Source organism: Phycisphaerae bacterium, assembly GCA_035384605.1.
GTDB lineage: Bacteria > Planctomycetota > Phycisphaerae > UBA1845 > PWPN01 > JAUCQB01.
Map to the genome: position 1 here is coordinate 14,541 of DAOOIV010000014.1, position 21,259 is coordinate 35,799.

The 21,259-nt window shown below is 61.8% G+C and carries 9 protein-coding genes; 3 read left to right on the plus strand and 6 right to left on the minus strand.

Annotated elements, in window-relative coordinates; genetic code table 11:
* Nucleotides 1–272: 272 nt before the first annotated feature.
* Both PLL20_05590 and PLL20_05595 read left to right on the plus strand, forming a co-directional pair.
* On the plus strand, nt 273–2,033 hold the full coding sequence (locus PLL20_05590) for a hypothetical protein (protein HPD29446.1): 1,761 nt from the start codon (nt 273–275) through the stop codon (nt 2,031–2,033).
* A 178-nt stretch (nt 2,034–2,211) separates the two neighbouring features.
* Nucleotides 2,212–5,034 (plus strand): hypothetical protein, encoded by a 2,823-nt coding sequence (locus tag PLL20_05595; protein ID HPD29447.1) that lies wholly within the window; start codon nt 2,212–2,214, stop codon nt 5,032–5,034.
* A 174-nt stretch (nt 5,035–5,208) separates the two neighbouring features.
* On the opposite strand, the gene PLL20_05600 is transcribed toward PLL20_05595, so the two are convergent.
* The 6 genes from PLL20_05600 to asnB form a co-directional block, all read right to left on the minus strand.
* The gene (locus PLL20_05600; protein HPD29448.1) at nt 5,209–6,243 is read right to left on the minus strand and encodes a hypothetical protein; all 1,035 of its coding nucleotides are present in this window, start codon (nt 6,241–6,243) and stop codon (nt 5,209–5,211) included.
* A complete protein-coding gene (locus PLL20_05605; protein HPD29449.1) occupies nt 6,240–7,871 on the minus strand; it encodes a hypothetical protein in 1,632 nt (543 codons plus the stop codon). The genes PLL20_05600 and PLL20_05605 overlap by 4 nt, the downstream gene beginning before the upstream one ends.
* Before the next feature lie 224 nt (nt 7,872–8,095).
* Nucleotides 8,096–10,768 (minus strand): AMP-binding protein, encoded by a 2,673-nt coding sequence (locus PLL20_05610; protein ID HPD29450.1) that lies wholly within the window; start codon nt 10,766–10,768, stop codon nt 8,096–8,098.
* The gene (locus PLL20_05615; GenBank protein HPD29451.1) at nt 10,755–11,099 is read right to left on the minus strand and encodes a hypothetical protein; all 345 of its coding nucleotides are present in this window, start codon (nt 11,097–11,099) and stop codon (nt 10,755–10,757) included. Before PLL20_05615 ends, PLL20_05610 begins: the two co-directional genes overlap by 14 nt.
* Entirely contained in the window at nt 11,096–12,214 is a 1,119-nt protein-coding gene (locus PLL20_05620) for an N-acetyl sugar amidotransferase (protein ID HPD29452.1), read from the minus strand. Before PLL20_05620 ends, PLL20_05615 begins: the two co-directional genes overlap by 4 nt.
* Nucleotides 12,211–14,094 (minus strand): asparagine synthase (glutamine-hydrolyzing), encoded by a 1,884-nt coding sequence (asnB, locus tag PLL20_05625; protein HPD29453.1) that lies wholly within the window; start codon nt 14,092–14,094, stop codon nt 12,211–12,213. Before asnB ends, PLL20_05620 begins: the two co-directional genes overlap by 4 nt.
* A 352-nt stretch (nt 14,095–14,446) precedes the next feature.
* On the opposite strand from asnB, the gene PLL20_05630 reads away from it, so the two are divergent.
* Nucleotides 14,447–21,223 carry a C10 family peptidase gene (locus PLL20_05630; protein ID HPD29454.1) on the plus strand — a complete coding sequence of 2,259 codons (6,777 nt, stop codon included), beginning with the start codon at nt 14,447–14,449 and terminating at the stop codon, nt 21,221–21,223.
* Nucleotides 21,224–21,259: the final 36 nt, after the last annotated feature.

Consider the following 21,259-nt stretch of genomic DNA (forward strand, 5'->3'; position numbering starts at 1 on the left):
GCGACGTCGACATGGATGATTTCAGCGCCTTCGAGGCTTGCGCCAGCGGACCTGGCATACCCACTGCGTGTCAGTGAGGTGTCAACCTGCGGAAACACCTCGCCGTGGTTACTGCCAACCGGCGTGTTGCCTGCGGACCCTTCACAGGCGGACGTTCTTCGGTGTTCGTTGGATACGGAGGGCCTTCGCGACCTCGGTGATGAGGCGACTCCGACCTGAGTCGTCCTTGTGTCGTGCGCGCCGGTCGCCCACGGCCGAAAAGGAGCGCTGAGATGAAACGGCGATCACTTCCGATTCTCGCGACACTCTGCTTGGTGCTTTCGGTTGAGGTGCTCGCCGAGACGTGGTGCAGCAGCGCCTATCCCACGGATCCGCCGGCATGTCGTTGTTCGGCTATTTGGTGCGAGGATCTCGACCGGATCTGCAATGGCGCGCCGGCCTGTCCTCCTGCTCCGCCTGAGCCTTGCACGGAGGATCAGGGCTGGAGTTGGAGCCTGATCCGTCAAGCCTTTCCGCGCACGTCCAGGATCAACGACACGGGTGACTTGTGTGGCGTGGAGTTCAAAGGGGAAGATGGGGGTGACTGGGTCAGTTCTCCGCCGCTGGCCGCCAGGTTCCCTAAAGGGCAACTCGGCCAGGCGACCGTTGATCTCATCGATGACATTCAATTCAAATGGGGATCCTCATACGACAGGGTAATCGGCACTGATCAGTTCCCCTTGGTGCTTCGCTTTGACATGTGCGGAGGCAACGAAGAAGGCGAAGTCATTTCCGGCGTGCACGTACAGTGGGACATCGGCGTGATGGAGCTGTTCCTGGACACCGGGTTGCCCAATGGCAACCGTTCGCCGATGGATTACATCCTGGTCGGCTTGGAGGAAGATCCGGTCAACAAACCCGGTTGCGTCAGTTGCTACAAGACATGCCCGGAGGGTTGGACGAACGTGCACAACCCCTGGCCGCACGTTTGCCAATCGTATGAGCCCCGGAGCGAGGCACCGGCCTGCCCGCCGCTCCAGACCAACGTGCGCACGGCAATCGCCATCGGAGCCAATGCCCTATTGGACAACAATCCCTGTCATTGCCAGGCTCCGGAGACCCCCGCCGAGGATAGGGTGAGGGAGGTTCCCACGAATCGCCATTTGTCTTTCTATGACGGCCTGAAATGGCGGATCATCAATCCGGATCACCCGGGGCCCGGAGGCGAAACCTTGGCATGGTGGACGGACCATCCCCATCCCAACAACAGTGACTATTTCGTCCTCGGGGAAAAGACCAACGAGATTATTCTCACGGTCAAGACCGGCACCGTGGATATTACTCACCGAACGAGAATCAGGATTGACGGCCAGTTGCAGTGGGTTGAAAGCCGAGTCACGGGCATTTCACGGAAGTACGTCGGGCCTTTCAACAAGCTCCACGCGGGCGCCTCGATCGGCTGCAGAATGGATAGCAGCGGTCATTGCGTGGGCAACAGATCCTGTATCGCGAACGCATACGATACCTGCAACAGCTCGGGCAAGCCGGAATGGGGTGCCAGGTGGCTGAGTTTTGACAACCTTAGTCTGCGCGGCGGGCTGCCTGACGGGCAGGGAGCATGTTGCTTTGGTGGCGGCAACTGTGCCGTGGGTACTCCCGTGGCCTGCGAGGGTGCCGGCGGGCGCTATGCCGGTCCCGACACCACATGTGAGGACTGCAGGGGGGCGTGCTGTCTGCCGAGCGGTGAGTGTCAGGACACGGATTTCGATGCATGTCCCGGCGTGTTTCGGGGGTTCGGGACCGACTGTGCGACGACCGTCTGTCCGTGCCCAACGCCTTTCGCAGACGCGGATGCGGACCGGGACGTGGACCAGGCGGACTTCGCCAGGTTTCAGGCCTGCTTCACCGGGCCCGGTTCGGAAAGCGTAACCGGCCTGTGCAGGTGCTTTGATCGCGACAACAACGGCCAAGGCGACGGCGACGTCGACATGGATGATTTCAGCGCCTTCGAGGCTTGCGCCAGCGGACCTGGGATACCGACAGGGTGCCAATGAGAGCACATTTCAGGGGAGAAAGCGGTCTGATGCGGCCAAGGTGTGCAGGCGCGAACGTTACGCAGATGTTCAGCAGGCCGAAAAGCCAGGCAGAGGCGTTTGCGGTGGAACGTTGCCGTTGACCGGCAGAAAAAGAGCAGTCGGCCCTGGCGGCCATCACGGAAAGGAGCGACTCGCATTGCGGCAGCGAAAGTTCTCCCGCCATCTTGCGTGCTTCATCGTGGTGCCAACGTTGCTGGTTCCGGGGGCAAGTCTCAAGGCGCAGTTCAACGACGTCCAGACATTTGACGGCACGGTGGGCAGCATCTTCAGCGCTACGTATTGGACCATTGATGGGGGGTGTTCCGGGGCCGTTGTCTTCCGCGATACGAAACGCGGGGACGAGGGATCGAAGTGTCTGCGAAGCCTGCATCCCGTGGGCGTGGGCACCCGCATGATCAGGGATCTCAATCCCGGCCCTGGCAGCTCGATCGTCGGCCAGACGGCGGTCAGCGGAATCGAGGAGGTGGTGCGTCTTTGGATTTCGGCCGATGACGGTTCCGGCGCCACGGGGCAGGAGTTCTACCGCGTCCAAGGGGCTTTGTACCCCGTCACGTCGGTGGAGATGGACATTAACCCCGGTGCGGCCGGCTCGAATCCCGCGAATTTGTTCCGCCAGGAACCGGGCGAGCAGGGTAACGTCTATTTCAGCGCCGACGACGGCGTGAACGGCCGCGAGCTGTGGTTGTGTCATACGACCACGGGCCTTGTAACCACGACGTATCTGCTTGCGGATATCCATGCGGGTCCCGGCAGTTCCGACCCCGGCGGGTTTGCGGTAGTCGGGAACAACATGATCAAGGGCGTGGTCTTCGCCGCAACGGACGAGACCCACGGTCGTGAACTCTGGTTCAGCGATGGGATCACCACAACCCTGCTGAAGGACATCAACACTGCCTCGGCAGGCGCTTCATCTGAGCCGCAGCTCTTGAACACGCTCCTCATTTCCTGGCCCTGGTCCGGACCCTATGATGCCAAGGTTTTCTTCACCGCCGACGACGGGGTTCACGGTCGCGAGTTGTGGAGGACTGACGGAACCCTGGCAGGTACCGGTTTGGTCAAGGATATCGTGGCGGGTCCAGCGGGCTCCAATCCAGCCAGTCTGTTGCCGGTAAAGTTGTATGCCGGTTCCCAACTGTACCCGAGCGCCCTCTTTACGGTGAACAGCGACGGGGTTAACGGTGAGGAGCTCTGGAAGACGGGCGGCGCCTTGGACGGTTCGGATACGGTGATGGTTTACGATCCGGGTCCTGCGGGAAGCCCGAAGAACCTCATTACGGCCGGCGCGCTCTATAAGGGTTTCTTCACCGTCGGCAACAGCTTGTGGAGAACAGATGGCACGGCGGGCGGTACCTACGTGGTCAAGACCTTCGCCTCTCCTCCCTCCAACTTCGTGGCCGTCGGCGACAAGTTCTACTTCACGGCGGATGACGGTACCGGCAAGGGGGTTGAGTTATGGGTGAGCGCCGGCACAAGCTCGTACACAAAGCTGGTCAAGGATATCAACCCTGGCACCGCCGGTTCCTCGCCTGCAAATCTGACCGCCGTCGGCAGCAACCTGTTGTATTTCTCGGCGATTGACGGCACGCATGGCCGCGAGCTGTGGAAGTCCTCCGTCAGCTCAGATTGGCTTACGTTCCCCACGAGCATGGTCCAAGATATCAATCCCGGCGCTGCCGGCTCGGAACCCGGCAACCTCACCGCCTTTGACGGCACCTTGATCTTCACAGCCGACGACGGCATTCATGGTCGCGAACTGTGGCAGACCGACGGTCTCGCCGCACCCAATTACTCCGGTATGAGCTATAAGTGGGATCTCTCTTCGCTGATTCAGTCGAAGGGTGATCCTGCCAGGATCGCAGTCGCGGGCACCGATGAAGCTCCCTTGTCGGTTTACTTGTTATATGATTTTCCCGCGATGGGCGGCCTGGATCTGGGGATGTCGGAGGCCGCTCACCAGGTGAACACGTACGTGGAACTCGCGGACGGTGCCGATCGCGCTCCGCTAGCCATTACTTATGTGGATTGCGGCGATGGCAATCTGCCTCGCCCCCGGGCTGCTCTTACCGACGGCGGCAACCACAACGCAATCGCCTTCGGCATGGTCGCCGTGCTTGACCAGAACCCGTGTGACACCGATCCGCGCGGCGGGGGCAGCCCCGGCGTGCCCTTCGCCTACGCGCCCGCGGTGTACGACGGCCGTGACTGGATTACGATGGACCTCGCTCACGTTCCCGCAGGGGTGCCTACCGATCCTCCCTCTGGCGCCAGCCTGGCGCAAGGTCCATATTCCGGCTTCTTGGCACGGGACGCGAGCCTCAGCACCGGCCTTTATCCCGCCACGATCGACCCGTGGACCACCAAGCGGTTCTGTCACACGAGGATCGACGTGTGGACCAACTATATTCGCGTGACCTGGGCCTCGAAGCAATTGGGCGTTCTCTGGACTGCGACGGTGCCGAGACGCTACCATGGGGCCTTCAAATCGCTTTACCTCGGGAATCGCGGCTGCGCGCAGCCGGCTTACCCGCTCTACCTGGATACCCTCCAGTTGAACGGAGGGTTATTCACGACGTCCATGGAAACTTACGGAGCCTGCTGCAATCATGACACGGGGGTTTGCGTCAGCACCGGCACGGTGCAGGAGTGTAACGGCCTGGGCGGCGAGTTCCATCTTTTCCGGATGTGCGGCGACATTGATTGTTACCGTAACCCGCCGATCCCATTTGCTGATGCCGACCGCGACCACGACGTGGATCAGAACGACTTTGCCGCGTTCCAGGCCTGCTTCACCGGCGAGTCAGGCGGTATCCTCAACCCGGACTGCGGTCTCTTCGACCGCGACGACGGCGGGGCGGGGGACGGCGACATCGACCGCGACGATCTGCTGGCATTTGAAGCCTGTGCTACCGGGCCGGGTGTTCCGTTTGATCCGAGCAATCCCGGGGATTGCGTTCCGTAGAGCCGCAGCGGGCGGGTGCGAGGGCGGCGATTCTATCGTGCAGATCTGCGGACTCAGATGGTCCTAGGCGATCCGGCGCGAGTGGGGGATGGCTGCTTCGGGCTTCAAGCTGACAATCAGATCCGCGACCATTGCCATCCTTGTCGCCCGGTGACGCCGAACGTAACGCACGCCTCAGTCAATCACCTTGATGTCGAACCCGGTGACGAACCGGATCTTCGAGGTGTCGCCGATCGCCGACCACTGGAACTTGCGCTCGTCGAGAATGTTGCACTGTTTGTCAAGCTCCAGCACGGAGAAACTCAGGTCGGCTCCGTATCGGCCGTCGACGGTGACGTACACGCGGTCGTCGGTGACGGCAATTCCGCGGCACCAATTCCGCTCTTTTTCGCCGAGGCGAAAGTGCTCGGCCTGGAGGTCGTAGTTGAAAAGGCCGACGTCGTGCTCGGGCGGTTCGCTGGCGACGATGACCTTGCCGTCGATGCTGGTGAACCAGTAGCGCCCGTCCACATAGTCCCCGTCGTGGATGCAACTGGTCGTGTGGTAGTTGAGCGTACGGAGCTCACAGCGATCGAGGCGCGGGTCCGCGACGATCAGAGCTCCGAGGTTTCTCGACGTCAGCAGGATCTTGCCGTCCAGCTTCTGGACGTGGTTCAGATGATAGAATCCCGTCGAGCCGGACCAGGGCTTGTTCATGAACCGCCAGTCCACCGAATCGCGATCGTCGCGAACGACGCGGAGCGACCGATCGATCCAGAAACGGTCCTCGATGCGGCCTTCATGGTCCATGATGACGACCATGTCCTTGAAAGGCATTGCCAGAATGATGTGTTGGTCATCCGCGTAGATGCGATGCATGTAGCAACTGTAGCGGTTGGAGATGAACCGGCTCACCTGTTTGCCGGCCAAGTCGATCTGGTAGATGCCGTTCCATGAACCGGCGAACAGCTTGTCGCCGACACGGGCAAGGCCCGTGAAGCCGAAACGGGCTCTCTTTTCGAGCACCGGCCGTCCGGCGGGCAGTTCGCCGAAAACGGGGTACGGCAGCTTCCGGAAATCCTCGCCGTCAAACGGAAACACATAACTGTGGACGCGCTCGCCGTCTGAGCGGATCTCCCACAGCGCCGGAACCGGCTTGTCGTTGGCGGCGTCGGCCGGATTGTGAAAGCCGTGCACGAATGAAACGACGAGATTGTTCTTGAAGCTCATATTGGGGCATGTTCTCCGGGATGACGTGATGAAGGGTCCTCGCAAGGTTCGTCACACAGAATCGAGCGGCAAATGGCGTCCATTGCCGCATCCTGCCCCGGACCCAACTCGGCCAGGCTGCGGATGTTGATCGAACGGACATTCAGGTCAAGGACCGTGACCCAGGATATTCGAATATTGGACCGAAAGAACAGGGCGTACGCGTACCGTCGGGCGAGATCCGTCCGCAGTTCCGGGTTCCAGGCGCCTGAGCAGATACCTTCGAGCTTCTCGAAGTAGTCCCGGGCCGAAGTGACGTCGTGGCTGAAGCCTCGCCCCGCATTCCAGCCGCCGCCGACCAGCATCACATGCTTGCCGAGGGCTGCGGCCTCGGCAGCCACCGTCGAAGTGTATACCAAAGCCCAGTCCGACAATCGGGCCACGGCGTGAGCGCTGACGTCCGACTCGGGTGGCAACACGTGGATGTTCGGCGGGAGGCTTGGAAACTCCCGTTCAATCTGTGGAAGCAGCGGGTCGCGGGCTTTCCACAGCTTCTCCGAAGGGTGGATCTTGACCACCAGGTGATGCTCAGGCCGGCGGCAGAAGAAGCGGATCGTCTCAGTGATCCAATCGTTGGCTGACTCGAATGCGGCGACCGTCTTGTTCCGGTCGGCATCGTAGCTGAGGTTCGGGAACATCCCGAACACCTTGCCCGCAATGCGGTCGGGCAGGCCGGCATGTCGGCGGGCTTCGCGAAGATCGGTGGTGTTGGTCTGCCAGTCGGCGCTGCGGTACTCGTAGGGCACGCGTTCACGGCGGAGCATATACTGGTCCAGCGCCTTTTCCTGTTCCGGTGTCAACGGGATGTGCTTCCATGTATCCCACTCCGGCATCATCGCTGAGCGGTTCGGCGGTCGATCATGTTCAAAGCGAATGCTGTAATAGCCCAGGCCTGACCGTATGACGTCCACCGGAATGCCCATCCTGCCGGCCACTCCGCGAATTACCCCCCAATCAACTTTCTTTCCGTCCTCTTCGATAACCTTGTCGACCTTCAACTGTTCGAGGGCTCGGAAGCCGACGGTGGTCATGTACAGAGCCGCCCGGACGAACTGCCGGGCCATGCCGGCGGTCTCGGGATCATTCGCGTCAAAGTAGCCGATCTTGTAGAAGCTTTCGATTGATTGCCGGACGTGCTCGCCGAGAGGAACGCCCCGATGCTCAAACGCATGCAGCGCGTGCAGGTCGACGTCGGCAGCGATCCGGTCGCATTCCTTGCGCTCGGCAGGCGTGATGAACTCGCTGTACCAGCGGCAGGGCAGGCCGATAGCCCTGGCGAAGGGCCCTGAGTTCTTGTGGCACCAGCGGGTGCAGGCGCTCTCGTAGTGGTCGACTTTTCGCATCGTGCAGGCCGGCAAGAACTCATCGCACTGCAGCAAGGTGACCGTTGCCCCCCGCATCCGCAACCCTTGGCCAATAATGCCCATCCGGGAGAAGTGAACCTCGCCCCCGACCACTCCGGCGATCAAGACGTTGCGGTACTTGAGGTCCGGCCAGGGATCGACCGGCAGCGGATCGCAGGCAATCTGCCGAAGCTTGGCGATGAAACCCGGGCCTTTCAGTATCGGAACGCCTACCTTGGTCTTCATATTTGCCCTGCAGGCCCTTTTTCGCAGTCACCTTGCCAGGTCCGCTGCGGCTGGCTCGTCGGGACCTGTTGGATGTAACATCTTGTTCGACAATGAGATACGGCCGCATTTGGGCAGCAAGGCGGTCTCATTGCCCTGGATGGTTTATCGGTCGTATTCCGGCCGTGGTTAAGCAAAGGTCTGTGCGCGGCTGCCCCGCAGGTGGGTCGAACAGGGCATCGGTTTCAAGTTCTGAAGCGCACGACCCGGGCGGGGTTGCCCATGACCACGGCCCAGGCGGGGATGTGGCCTCGGATCTGGGTGTTGGCGCCGATGACGGCGCCGTTACCGATCCGCGCGCCTCGGCCGACAAAGGTATAGGCCGCACCCCAGACGTCCTCGCCGATGTAGACGGGTTCGTGCCGGTAGCCCTGCCGCATGAAGGGCTCGCGGGTAAGGTAGTTGTGTTCCGAGGATATGATGGTGCAGTAACTGGCAAAGGCGGTTCGCCGGCCGATGATCACGTCGGCACCAGCGTTGACGATCGTGCCCATGCCGAGCTGGGCATTCTCGCCAAGAATGATACGGCCGTCGCGGGCGGCAACCAGCCTGACGTTGGTGTCGAGGACGACCCCGTCGTGCAAGATGATGCTGCCGTTCTCTCGGATCTTGAGGTCAACGCCGGGCATCAGCGTTACATCCTCACCGATGGTGATGTTTCTCGGATCGCCGTCAAATCGGAGCATCAGAGGCCCGAGGACGCGGAGGCCCTTGCCGACGCGTATGCCATGACGGCGGAAGACCCAGCGATAGTAGTGTGCCCAGAAGCCCTTGGTTCGCCGGGTGGTGCGAGGGGCCCCGATGAGCAATGGCACGTCGTCAGGACCGTGTGGGAAAGAGTCGAAATCCTTTGGCCCGGGAGCCCCCGTCCGCAGGCGATCGACCAGGTCTGCGATTCTTCGAATCGTATCGATGTTTAGAACGTCGGCCAGTATTGGCGTCGGTATCTGCACCCTGAAGCCGGTTTCGACGGCCGTAAGCAGCGAGACCAGTCCAAGCGAATCGATCAACCCGGAGGTGACCAGCGGCTCGTCGTCACCGACCCGGGCGAACCGACCGGCCCGAACCTGCGACAGGACCTGGGTCACGCAACGTCGGACCGCCGAGAGCGTCGATTCGGCGGTCGTGGCGGCATTGGGGGAGCACGATGCGGATTCCGGCGATCGTGAATCGGCGATCATCTCAATGTATCGGTCGCGATTGACGTTTCGCGAGATCTTTCCCGAGGTGCTCTTGCGCAGCCACATATGTTCGAGCAGGCAGACGTCGGCAGGGGCGACCTCGGTTGCCCGGGCGATACGGGCGAGCACGTCGCGTCGGATCGATTCCCGTTTCTCCGGATCGGTCTCCTGCGTCTCAGCAAGGATGATCAGATCTTCGGTTCCGGACCGCTCATTGGGCACGCCGATGGCCGCGCAACGGCCGGGGATGATGCCCGGCGTCGCGCTGACGATTTCCTCAATATCCTGCGGATAGATGTTCTGCCCGCGGATGATCAGCATGTCGTTCTTGCGGCCGGTAACATACAACTGCCCGTCCGCCACATAGCCCAGGTCGCCGGTGAAGTAGGCACCGTCGCGGAGGGCTTTAGCGGTCGCCTCAGGGTTGTTGTCGTAACGGGTCAGCAGACAGGGCGTGCGGAGAACGATTTCGCCAAGCCGGCGATCGGGCAGCGGCCGTCCCTGGTCATCGACGATAGTAATCTCGGTCTGCGGCAGGGGGGTGCCCGAGCTGATCATCCTGCGGCAGGTTGGCGAATCGGCAGGGGCAGGTATCGCCTGACCGGTTCCGGCGAACGTCGGTCCATCGATGCAGTCGTCGGCCAGCGGGCCGTCAAAGCCGCCCGAAGTGACGGCAAACGTGTTCTCGGCCATGGCATACGAGCTGCACAAAGCGGTATTGCTCAGGCCGCAGGCCGCGAATCGCCGCACAAACTGCTCATGGCTACGACTCAGAAGGGGTTCGGAGCAGTTCACGATGCCGCGAAGGCTCGAAAGGTCAATGCCCGCCAGCTCGGTATCCGTCACGGTCGTTGCCATGAAGCTGTAGGCGAAGTTGGGCAGCCACGACAGCGTGCCGCGGAAGTCGGAAATCGCTTGGAGCCACATGGCCGGACGCTGGACCCACTCGAAGGGGCACATGGCGACCAGAGGCACTTGCCTGATAAAGGGCAGCATGAAGCAGGCGATCAGACCCATGTCGTGATACAGCGGCAGCCAACTGACGATGCGATCGGACGAATCGAGGCGTATGGCATCCGCGTAATGGTCAACTTGCCAGAGCAGTGCCCGGTGCGATATGGCCACGCCTTTCTTGGCGCCGGTGGTGCCGCTCGAGTACTGGAGGAAGGCGATCGTCTCAGGATCGTCGGGCATGTGCCACGCGGGTGCCTCGGTAGTCTTGGGAACCTCGTCGACGACATACGACGGCACGGCCGCATCTCGGAACATCGTAAGAGCTTCCGGCTGATCGCCGAGACGGGAGTAGGTCAGCAGCAGTCTGGGTTTCGCTCCCGCCAGCAGCGAGGCGAGCATCTTGAGATACTCATGCGCTGAGATCTTGGGTGATGGACAAGACCAGAAGCTGGGCACGAACCCGCCCAGAATCGCGCCGATGAAGGATGCATAGGCGTCGAGCGAGTGCCGAAGGATAATGACCATTCGATCGCCGGGGACCAGACCGGCCTGGCGATAGAAACTTGTGTAGCGCCCGGCTTCATTGAGCACGTCGCGATAGCTGAACCGTTCGGGTTCGCCGTCCGCGTGCAGCAGGCAGAGGAACTCCGCGCAGTCGGGCGTTTCGGCGTTCTTTGCCAGCCGTTGGGGAATGGTCGCGGGCATCGTCTCAATGACGCTCATCAAGCCACTCACACAATTCCTGCTGATGGTCGCGGGCATACATCAGGAACCGTTCCATACGGTCCTTCTCGACCAGCATGATGTAGTATCGCCCCTGTTGATTCCTCACCAGGGCGGTCTTGAAGCCCTGGTCGCGAAGCCGGGCGTTTACCGAAGGCGTCGCATAGAAGCCCCAGTCCTTGGCAGTGACGTCATACTCGTGGCCGCGCGGGGTGACGAAGGTTACCATTTCATCGGGATCGAGGAAGACTCGCCCGCAGTCGGAAATCTCGATCGCCCCGGTCCTGCCGACACTGAACTTGCGGGGCGGATTGTTCTCCTCAAACTTCATGTCCACTTCCACTCCTTGATCAGGAAATCCTTGATGACCCAGCGGCCGTCTTCCCTCGTCCAGATGGCGGGGTTGCGGAAACGGTCCTCGATCTGCCGGAATTCATCGACGGTGATACCCAGATACTTGCAGAAGCCTTGAATATCGTCATGCGGCGTCTGGTCGCCGCGCTCGGCGATGATTCGGACGGCTTCCTCGCGCGTCAGGCGACCGTTGCGGATCTCGATGGCCAGGTTGTCCCACAGTCGGGTGAAACCGAACTTGAACCACTTGAAATGGTGATGAACGGAGATGAAATGGCAATCGATATCGGCATAGTCGTAGAGGCCGACGCGGGGTCCTCGAGCGTCGGCCTGGAATCCACGCGCGGTCGCGACCCGCTTGCTTTCCCATGGGTCCCAGGGCAGGTAGTAGCCGAGGAAGATCGACATGATCCGCTTTCCCGAGAACTGCTCCTGCGGCGGCAGGCGGTACGGTTCGAGGTCCTTGAGAGTGAGTTCTTCGTCGACCCAGTCCTCGGCCGTGGTGCCTTGCAGGATTCCATGGCGTCGAAGGGTGTCCGGGTCCCAGCGGTCGATCTCAATTTCCCGGTCGGTTCCGCCGTACTCCATGTAAGGGCTTTCGCCCCAGACGACCATCGGGATATCCATCGCTAGTGCGATCTTGAGCGGTATGGCATACAGGGCCATGTGCATGGGCACCGCCGAGCTGCCCGTCTTGCGCAGGGCCTTGAGCGTGAACCGCCGCTCCACTTCGGGATGAATCGTGAAATCGATATGATCGACGCCCAGGCGGATGAGATTATCCAGGTTGCGTTGACCGATCTCGGTTCGTCCGGGCGTTCGCCACGTGACCGCAAGGATGCGGAGGCCATATTCGAGGCAGACGATTGTCTGCCACGTGCTGTCCTTGCCGCCGCTGACGGGGATGACGCAGTCGTAGCCGAGGCTTCGCCGCTTGGCCTCCGAGATGATCTCTGCCAACCGTTGCTTTCTGCCCGCCCAGTCGATCTCTCGCTTGGCGGCGACTGATTTGCAGGCATTACAAACCCCCTCCGAGTCGAGAACGATTCCAGGGCGGGTGTCGGGCAGGACACAGCGGGTGCAGTACTTCATGATTGTGTGCTCCCGCAGAGTGCCGTATCGCGGTCGGGCGTCACGGAACCCGGAGTGCCGCGGGCCCATTGCTCCAGGAACAGCTTGGCGCTCACAAAGTTGAACAGGAACTTGCTGAAGCTGTTGCTGAGCGTCTCTTCGCCGAGCAGCGCCTCGATCCGGTCGCGGCGGATCAGATCGAAGATCGGCCCCTCCGAGAGCAGGAAATCTCGATCCTCCGGGTCGCGCGGGTCGAAAAGAGCGTGGAAACTCGCGTTGAAGCCTTTCTTCTGCCGGTCGAGGCGAACCTTGTCGTTGAGAATGCCCTTGACCGCCTCGCGCAGCACGTATTTGCCGTAGCCGTCGCGGATGAGGTGCTCGGGCGGAATCGAAAAGGCGAACTGAAACAACCGCGAGTCCAGGTAAGGGCTGCGGTTCTCAACGCTGTAATACATCGAGTTCAGGTCATCTTCGTGGAGGATGACCGGCGTTGCCTCGTGGAACAACTCATTGAGCATCCGGTTTCGCAACAGGGAATCGCAGAATCGCTCCTCGAAGAAGGCCTCCCTGAAGTCGCAGGTGAGCATTTCCGCGAATACGTGGTTATTGCGGTAGATGTGGTCGCGGAAATCCGGGTTGTCGAAGTAAAGTCCTGGGTTCTTGAGGTGCGGGTTGCGAACAAATCGTCCCGGGCCGTCATGCCAGTCGGCAAGCCAGGTGGCGAAGTCCGGATGGTGCCGAACCTCGTACAGGTGCAGGTTGAAATGGTCGTAATAGCCGGTGACCAGCTCGTCGGCGGCCGTACCCGAAACGGCCACCCGAAAGCCCCCGCGAGAGATCATCTCCGAAAGGCACGAGTGGATGCAATAGGTCAACGTGTAGACCGGGGCGTCATGGTAGCGCACCAATTCCTCGAGACGCCGCCGCATGTCCCGGTGCGGAATGCTCATGACGTGGTGGCGGCAACCGAGATCGTCCACGGTGGCCCGGATATTGTCGAACTCGTTGTACCGCTCGTCCTCGTCGCTGATGGAGAAAGTGGTGACGTCGTAGTTGAAGACCTTGGCGGCGATGGAGGCGATGGCCCCCGAGTCGATGCCTCCGCTCAGGCAAAAGGCCAGTGGCACATCTGCCCTCAGGCGTATGCGGATGCTCTCCTGCAGATAGTGACGAAAGCCCTCGACGGCCTCGCCCAGCGTCATGTCGCGAGGCGTGTACTGCGGCACCCAATAACGTTGCAGGCGCGGCCTGAGATCGTCCCGGATCTCCAGGTTCGACGCATACGGCACCTCGCGCACCTCTGTGAAAAACGTCTCCGGTTGCTTGTAGAGCGATTTGTAGCCGTTGACAAGGTAACGGAGGACCTGCCGCTGATTGATCGCCAGCGGTCTGTCGGCGAGGGCTTGAAGAAACTTGACCTCGGACCCGAAATAGACGCCGTCATCGTCGGCGATGTAATACAGCGGCTTCTCGGCAAAGCGATCTCGCGAAAGAAAGATGCGGTGCTCGCCTCGATCATAAATCGCGAAGCTCCACATGCCCTCGAACTTCTCGACGCAACCCGGTCCATAGGCCAGGTATGATTGAAGCAGGACTTCGGTGTCCGACTCGGTGTTGAAGCTGATCCCCCGTCGCTCGAGATCCTCTCGCAGCTCAACGTAGTTGTAGATTTCGCCGTTGAAGACCAGGTGGTGGTCGCCGATGCTGAACGGCTGGTTGGAGCGAGGATCCAGATCGAGGATGCTGAGCCTGGAGTGGAGAAGCACGACGTGAAGGTCGCCATCGCGGAAGACCGTATGGGCCTGATGGTCCGGGCCGCGATTGCGCATCAGGGCCAGCGTCCGGTCGATTCTATCAGGACCGATTTCCGACCGGCCGATGTATCCGGCGATGCCGCACATACGAGCGCTTCCGTGCAGGGCGGACCGCCCAGGCCGCGGGCCGCAAATGGGGGTCCTTTTGAGCAGGGCCACGTGCGCAAAATGCGCACTTGTCCCGTCTTAAGAGTTCACCGTCTTCCTGGCCGACGTCGGCGCAGGGATTTTGCCCCTATGTCCATCGGAACCGTTGGCGGTCTGTCTCCAATACGGCTCGGAAAGTCCCCCCGAACCCGGTTTCCGCGGCCTGCGGCGCCAGCCGAAGGCGAGGTTTGTCTGGCATTCGATGTCCCGGGTTGCTATACTGTAAGTATCGTGGCGGCCAAAGGTTGCGAAGAGGCGTTGCCGGGGACGCGGGGAATCGGGAGCACCAGGCTTGACTAACTCGAAGGACATTGCCGCCGCTGTTCTACTGAGCCTTGGATGCGGGGCCGGTGCCGTTCTTGCCGCACCAGTCGACAGGCCGCGGGCGGCCGTGACCGCCCAAGGCTGGTGGTCGCTTCGCGCCCAGACGACGCTGAAGGGAAGGGGATTGCCGGCGGATGGGCCGGGGGCCCTCAAATCGCTTCGATCGGCACTTTCCTCAAAGACCGCTTTTGCCGTGGAGCAAGGTCGATCTCTTCTGGACGAGCAGGGTGTCGTTCGCGCCTACCAGTTTGACCTGCCAGGCGGCGGGGCCGTCGTTATTGCGGCCGACGATGCCGTTTCCCCCGTTTTCTTCTACTCCTTGGACGGCAAGTTCGACCCCGCTGTGCCGCCGGCGGCGGCGATATGGGATGAGTTTTGTCGGCAGGTGAAGGAGAACGCGTCTCGGCCCGACGGCAACGCCCCCCATACTTCCTGGCGAGTAATCGAGCAGTCATTTGCCGGTCGGCTTGATCCGGCCTTCACAGCGGCGGCGAATCCTATTCCCGACGTCGGCTCATCGGCGATATCCCGCGGGCCGCTCCTGCGGACGCGCTGGCACCAGGATGAGCCATACAACCTCTTGGCACCCGAGCGGCTCGACTGTACTCTTCCGGCCCATTACTGCCGATGCCCGATCGGTTGCGTGGCGACCTCTCTTGCTCAGATCCTTGCTTTTTGGCAGAGCCCGCTTTTCGGCACCGGGGGTCCGGCCGGCGGAGAGTGCTACACCTGGAACAACGGAGATCCTGAATCCTCGCGTTGGCCCTCGCTGTGTTTCGACCGCTCGTGGTATGACGGCCGGTATCTGCCGGTCTGTGACGATGCCGACGCGCCCTTCTACGACTGGCACAACATGTCGGAAACGGTTTCCGCCACGGACCCGTCTGTGATGCAGGATGCGGTCGCCAAGCTGTGTTATCACTGTGCGGTGTCGCTAAAAACGGGTTTCTGCAGCGGCGGGGAGCAGCTATCGGGGGCGATTAGCGATCCGGCCGTGCCTGTTCGCTATTTCGGTTTTGCGGCCGGGGGCTGCCTCATCTCGAAATCAGGTTTCTCCGAAGACCATTGGTTTGAGGAGATCAAGCGGCAGATCGATTTGGGTTGGCCTCTGTGGTATGACGTTCCCAACCATAGCATCGTGGTGGACGGTTATGCCGAGGATATCGTCGGAGGCACGAGCGAACGCCGTTTCCATGTGAACATGGGATGGGGCGGCGCCTCAAACGGGTGGTATCTCATCGGCAGCATGCCCAGGATGCCCGGTTACGAGGGGGCAGTGGTGAACCTTCGTCCGGCCGGTTTCGGCGGGGGCCCGCGAATCAGAGAAGTGGACGCCGACGGTCGATCGGGTGAATACGCCACTATTCAGGCGGCCATCAACGCTTCCACCGACGGTGACGAGATCGTTCTGAGGCCGGGGGTTTACACCGGATGGGGTAATCGGGACCTGGATTTCTGGGGCAAAGCGATCACCGTCCGAAGCGTAAACCCGGACGATCCCGCCGTCGTGGCCGCGACGATTATCGACTGTCAGGGCGTGCAATCGCGACCGCGACGCGCCTTTCTGTTTCACAGTGGCGAGACGACCGGCTCCACCGTGGCCGGTTTGACCATTACGGGCGGGTACGCGCCGACGCATTTGATTGGCGATCAGATCGTCTCTGTGGGCGGTGCAGTTCTTTGCGCCGGAGCGAGTCCCACCATACGGCAATGCGTGATCAGGGCCAATTCCGCCGGGCTGGCCGGAGGCGGGGTCTTCAGCTTCGGCGAGGCCGGCCCCGTCATCCAGCGTTGCGTCATCGCGGGCAACTCGGCTGCCGGCGGTGGGGCAGTTGCAGCCTGGCTTGACAGCAGCCCGAAGTTGGAGAGTTGCCTCCTGACCGGCAACACCGCTTCAGAAGGAGCAGCGCTGCACTACTGGGAGGCCGGCCGGGCGGAGGTTGTCAACTGCACGCTCAGCGGCAACAGGTTGACCGACGACGACGGCCGGATCGTCGTTTGTCAGGGCGGCGACGTCGCGCTGACCAACTCACTTCTATGGAATGAAACGACCGGCGGAGCCCGCGAGATTGCCGTGCGAAACGCGCAGTCGTCCAGCCGGGTTTTGGTGTCACACACCGACGTCCGAGGTGGGCAAGCGGCTGTTGTGGTGGAGTCGGGAGCCGTTCTCGATTGGGCGGCGGGCAACATCGAAGGGAATCCGGGTTTCATCTCCGCGTCCGGAGCCGATGGGGATCCCCTGACGTGGCACGACAATGATTATCGGCTTCTTGATGGCTCTCCCTGCGTGGAGGCGGGTGACAACCTGGTGCTCGCGGGTGAAACCGCGAAGGATCTCGACGGCAACCCCCGCCGGGCCGGCTCCAATGTGGACATGGGAGCTTACGAGTTCGGCTCGTTCGCCGATTGCGACGCCGATGGCATTCCCGACCGTGACCAACAGGACCGCGATCACGACACACGGATCGATGCGTGTGACAACTGTCCCGACAGCCCGAATGCCGCACAAGAAGACTTGGACAGCGACGGTGTTGGCGATGCCTGTGACCCCGATATTGATGATGACGGGGTGAGCAACGGGAACGATAACTGCCCGCGGACGGGCAATGCCGATCAACAGGACACCGACACCGACGGCGTTGGAGATGCGTGTGACAATTGCCCGCTGGTGAGCAATCCCGATCAGGCTGACGCGGACGGAGACGGCACGGGCGACGAGTGTGCGGCCGCCAGACTCTATGTGGATGCGCGCGCCTCGACGCACGGCGACGGGAGGAGTTGGTCGACAGCCTTCGCCAGTTTGGAGAAGGCTTTGTCGTCGGCGGCCGCGTCCGCAGGCCGCACGACGGAAATCTGGGTGGCCGCGGGCGTTTATCGACCGTCTCGAAGGATCGTTCCTGAGATAGACGGTTCTGCCACCTTTGTGATTCCGCCCCGCGTCGGCGTTTACGGCGGCTTCGCCGGCTCGGAGACCGCCCTCGAGGAACGAAGGCCGCTGTTGAACCGCACCGTGCTCAGCGGCGACCTGAAGGCAAACGATGTTCCCGGTAGCGGACGCAGCGGTCCGAGTCGACGCGACAACTGTCATCACGTGGTGACGATCGAGGGGGGGGACGCGACAACCGTTCTGGACGGCTTCGTAGTCACGGCAGGAAACAGCATGACCCGAGGTGGCGGCATGGTCATCCTCGACGGGGCCCCGATCATTGCCGATTGCCGGTTCATTGACAACCAGAGCAGCGATGGCGGAGGCATCTACATCATCGGGGCCGCTCCCCGGCTGACCAATTGTCTCTTTTTGGGGAATCGCGCCGTGAACGGCGGCGGTGTTTACATCGGCAGCGGTGATCCGATTCTGTCCGGTTGCGTCTTCAGCGGCAATTCGTCTTCCTTCGGCGCGGGGGGCCTTTTCTGCGGGCTAGGCAGGACGACGCTGCTCAACTGCACCGTGATCGGCAACAGCACAAGCGCGTACGGCGGCGGGGCGTACATTGCTTCCGGCGCAGCCGCCAACGTCACGAACTGCATCTTCTGGGGCAACATGCGGCAAGGGGCGGCAAGTGCGAAGTCGCAGCTTGAGGTGGCCGGCACCGCAACCGTCGCGCACTGCGCGATCCAGGGTAGCCAGGGGCTTTGGGAAGACCAGAACAACACCTGGCGCAATCCGATGCTTGTAGATCCGGACGGTCCCGATGACGTGCCGGGTACCGAGGACGACGATTGGCATCTCCTGGCCTCATCGCCTTGCGTGGACGCAGGTACACCGCTTGCGCCCGATGCGGTCACGCCGCTCGATGTGGACGGCGAGGCCAGAGTGCGGAATTGTCGCATCGACATCGGCGCTGACGAATCGGCTTTCCATCGCGACTGCAACGGCAATGCGATACCCGACGCCTGTGAGGTCCTTGATGGAACCGGCTCCGATTGCGACGCAAACGGAGTGTTGGATTCGTGCGAGGTCTTCTCACGCTCGCGCCTGCTGGTGACCAGTGCTTGGGGGGATAAGGTGCTCAGCTTCGACGGCACAACCGGCGACTACTTGGGGCCGCTTGTTGATCGGCGGGCGGCCGATCTCCGCGAGCCGCGGGCGATTGCCATTGACAGCGATCGAAGAGTGTATGTGGCCGCCGCGGGCAGCGACAGGGTTGTCGAATACGCGGGCAACAATGGTCTGCCCGTCAGAAGCTTCGCCGGTCCCGACTTGCGTCGCCCGACGGCGTTGTTGTTGGTTGAGCCGACTCTCATGCTGGTTGCCAATGGTCAGGACAACAGCGTGGTGCAGTTCGACCTCGATAGCGGCCGGCCGTTGGGGATCCTCGTTCAGTCTGGTGAGGGGGGGCTGGCGGGGCCGTCGGCCATGCTTCGGTCGCCTGAGGGACATCTGCTGGTGGCCAGTCAGCAGACCAATCGGGTGTTGGAATACGATTGGAAGACCGGTGCGTTCCGCCGGGTCGTCTGCGAAGGCGCTGGTCTGTCCGGGCCGAGTTCACTGTTGCTCGAAAAGGGCCGCAATCTCCTCGTTGCCAGTCGCGATACCGGCGAAATTCTGAGATACGCGATGGACGGCACCTTCTTGGGATGGTTCGTGCCCAGCGGCAGCGGGGGGTTGACAAGGCCCGAGAGTATGGTCTGGGGTCCCAACGGAAGCCTGTTCGTGTGCAACCTGAACACTCACAGCGTGCTCGAGTTTCGCGGCCTCGACGGTTCGCCCGTGGACCATGATCCCGGACGCCCGGGTGTCCAGGCGGCGTTTGCCGTCGGCGTCGGTTCGTTGAGACCTACGGGCTTGGCATTCCTGTATGCCAATGAGTGCAACGGTAACGGCGTGCCCGAAAAGTGCGACATTGCCTCCGGAGCCAGCACCGACTGCAATGAGAACAAATGGCCCGACGAATGCGAAGGCGATTCCGACGGTGACGGTGTCATCAACGGCTGCGATGAAGACGACGACAACGACGGGATCCCCGATGACGGTAATCGCAGCGGCTATGTGGGCGATAAACCCTGCACCGGCGGCGTGCTGACAAAGTGCGATGATAACTGTCCTTACGATCCGAATCCCGATCAGGCTGACCGTGACGGCGACGGACGTGGCGATGCCTGCGATGTGACCGTGTTTGTCGACTCGCGAGCCACCGGGGCGAACGACGGCAGTGATTGGGCCAACGCCTTCACCGATCTGCAGGATGCTCTTGCCGCCGCCGCGGATTCGGATGGACGGGTTGATGAAATCTGGGTTGCCGAGGGCGTCTACCGTCCCGATCGAGGTACCGGCGACCGGTCATCGACTTTCATGCTGGTTCCGGGAGTGCGGATCTATGGCGGGTTTGCGGGAGGAGAGGTGAGCGTTGAGCAACGCCGTCCGCTCCTGCATCCCACGGTGCTCAGCGGCGACTTGGCGGCCAACGATACGTCCGCGTTTGAACCCGCCAGGGCAATCGACAACTGCTATCACGTGGTCACCAGCCCTTCGGCAGTGCTGAGGGGCAGGCCGGCACTCCTGGACGGGTTTGTGATTACCGGCGGTTGGGCGGACGGTCATCCTCCAAATGATCGCGGCGGGGGCTTGCTCGTCGTCAATAGCGGTCCCACCGTGGCTTGCTGCGAATTCAGAATGAATTACGCCCGAAAGTCCGGCGGAGCCGTTTTCAGCGGCTACTACGGCAACCCCGCCATTGCCAATTGCAGTTTCCTTATCAACCATGCAGGCGAAGGAGGGGGCCTGTGCACGGTCTTCGAGAGCAACGCGCAGATCACGAACTGCCTGTTGGCGGGCAACAGCGCCGGACAATTCGGCGGAGCCATACACAGCGAGGACAGTAGCCCCACTATCGTGAACTGCACGATCGCGGCGAACCACGCACGCCTGCGAGGCGGCGGAATCAGCATCGATCGCGGCAACCCGATGGTTGCCAATACCATCGTCTGGGGCAACTCGTTGACCGCCTCCTCCGGCGCCGGTTCGCAGATATTCAGCCCCAAAGGGGGTGAGTTCGTCGCCTACAGTTGCGTTCAGGACGACGTGCCGGGCGACGGTCGCACCTATCGCGGCGTCCAGAACATCGACATGGATCCGCTGTTTGTTCGGCCGGCCGGCGACGGCGGTGACGGCTGGGGCATCGGCGGTAATGACGATCCCGGCAATCTGCACCTGCGCAGCGGTTCGCCCTGCATCGACCGGGCGAACACACTGATGTTGACCGAGAACATGAGCGGTCTGAGCGGCAGCGGCGTTATGAGCGGGCAGGTGCTGCTCGATCTGGCCGGCTTCGAGCGAATCGTGGACGCCCCTGACAGCGAGTCCCCGGCGTCTTTTCCCGGCGCGACTCTGGACTTGGGAGCTCTTGAAAAGCACCCCGACTGCAATGCAAACGGCATTCCCGATGCGTGTGACGCAAGCTGTGGCACGCCCTACGGGCCCTGCGATGTCCCGGGTTGCGGAACCAGCCAGGATTGCACCGCCGACAGGATTCCCGACGAATGCCAGCCCGACACCGATGACGACGGTCTGGCCGACGTCTGCGAATGGTCTTATGGCGATTTCGACCTGGACGGGGACGTGGATCAGAGTGATTATGGCCTTCTGCAGCGTTGCCTTGGTGATCCCGCTTCCGTTCCCCTCGACCCTTCCTGCAGGGGTGTTGACCTCGACCGAGACGGGAAAGTCAACCGTAGCGACATCCTGGTTTTTGTGCGCTGCCTTGTCGGCCCGGACTGTCCGGCGGACCCCAACTGCTTGAAATAAGCATCTCGCGGGTGCGCCGCCTCGTTTAAGGTGGGG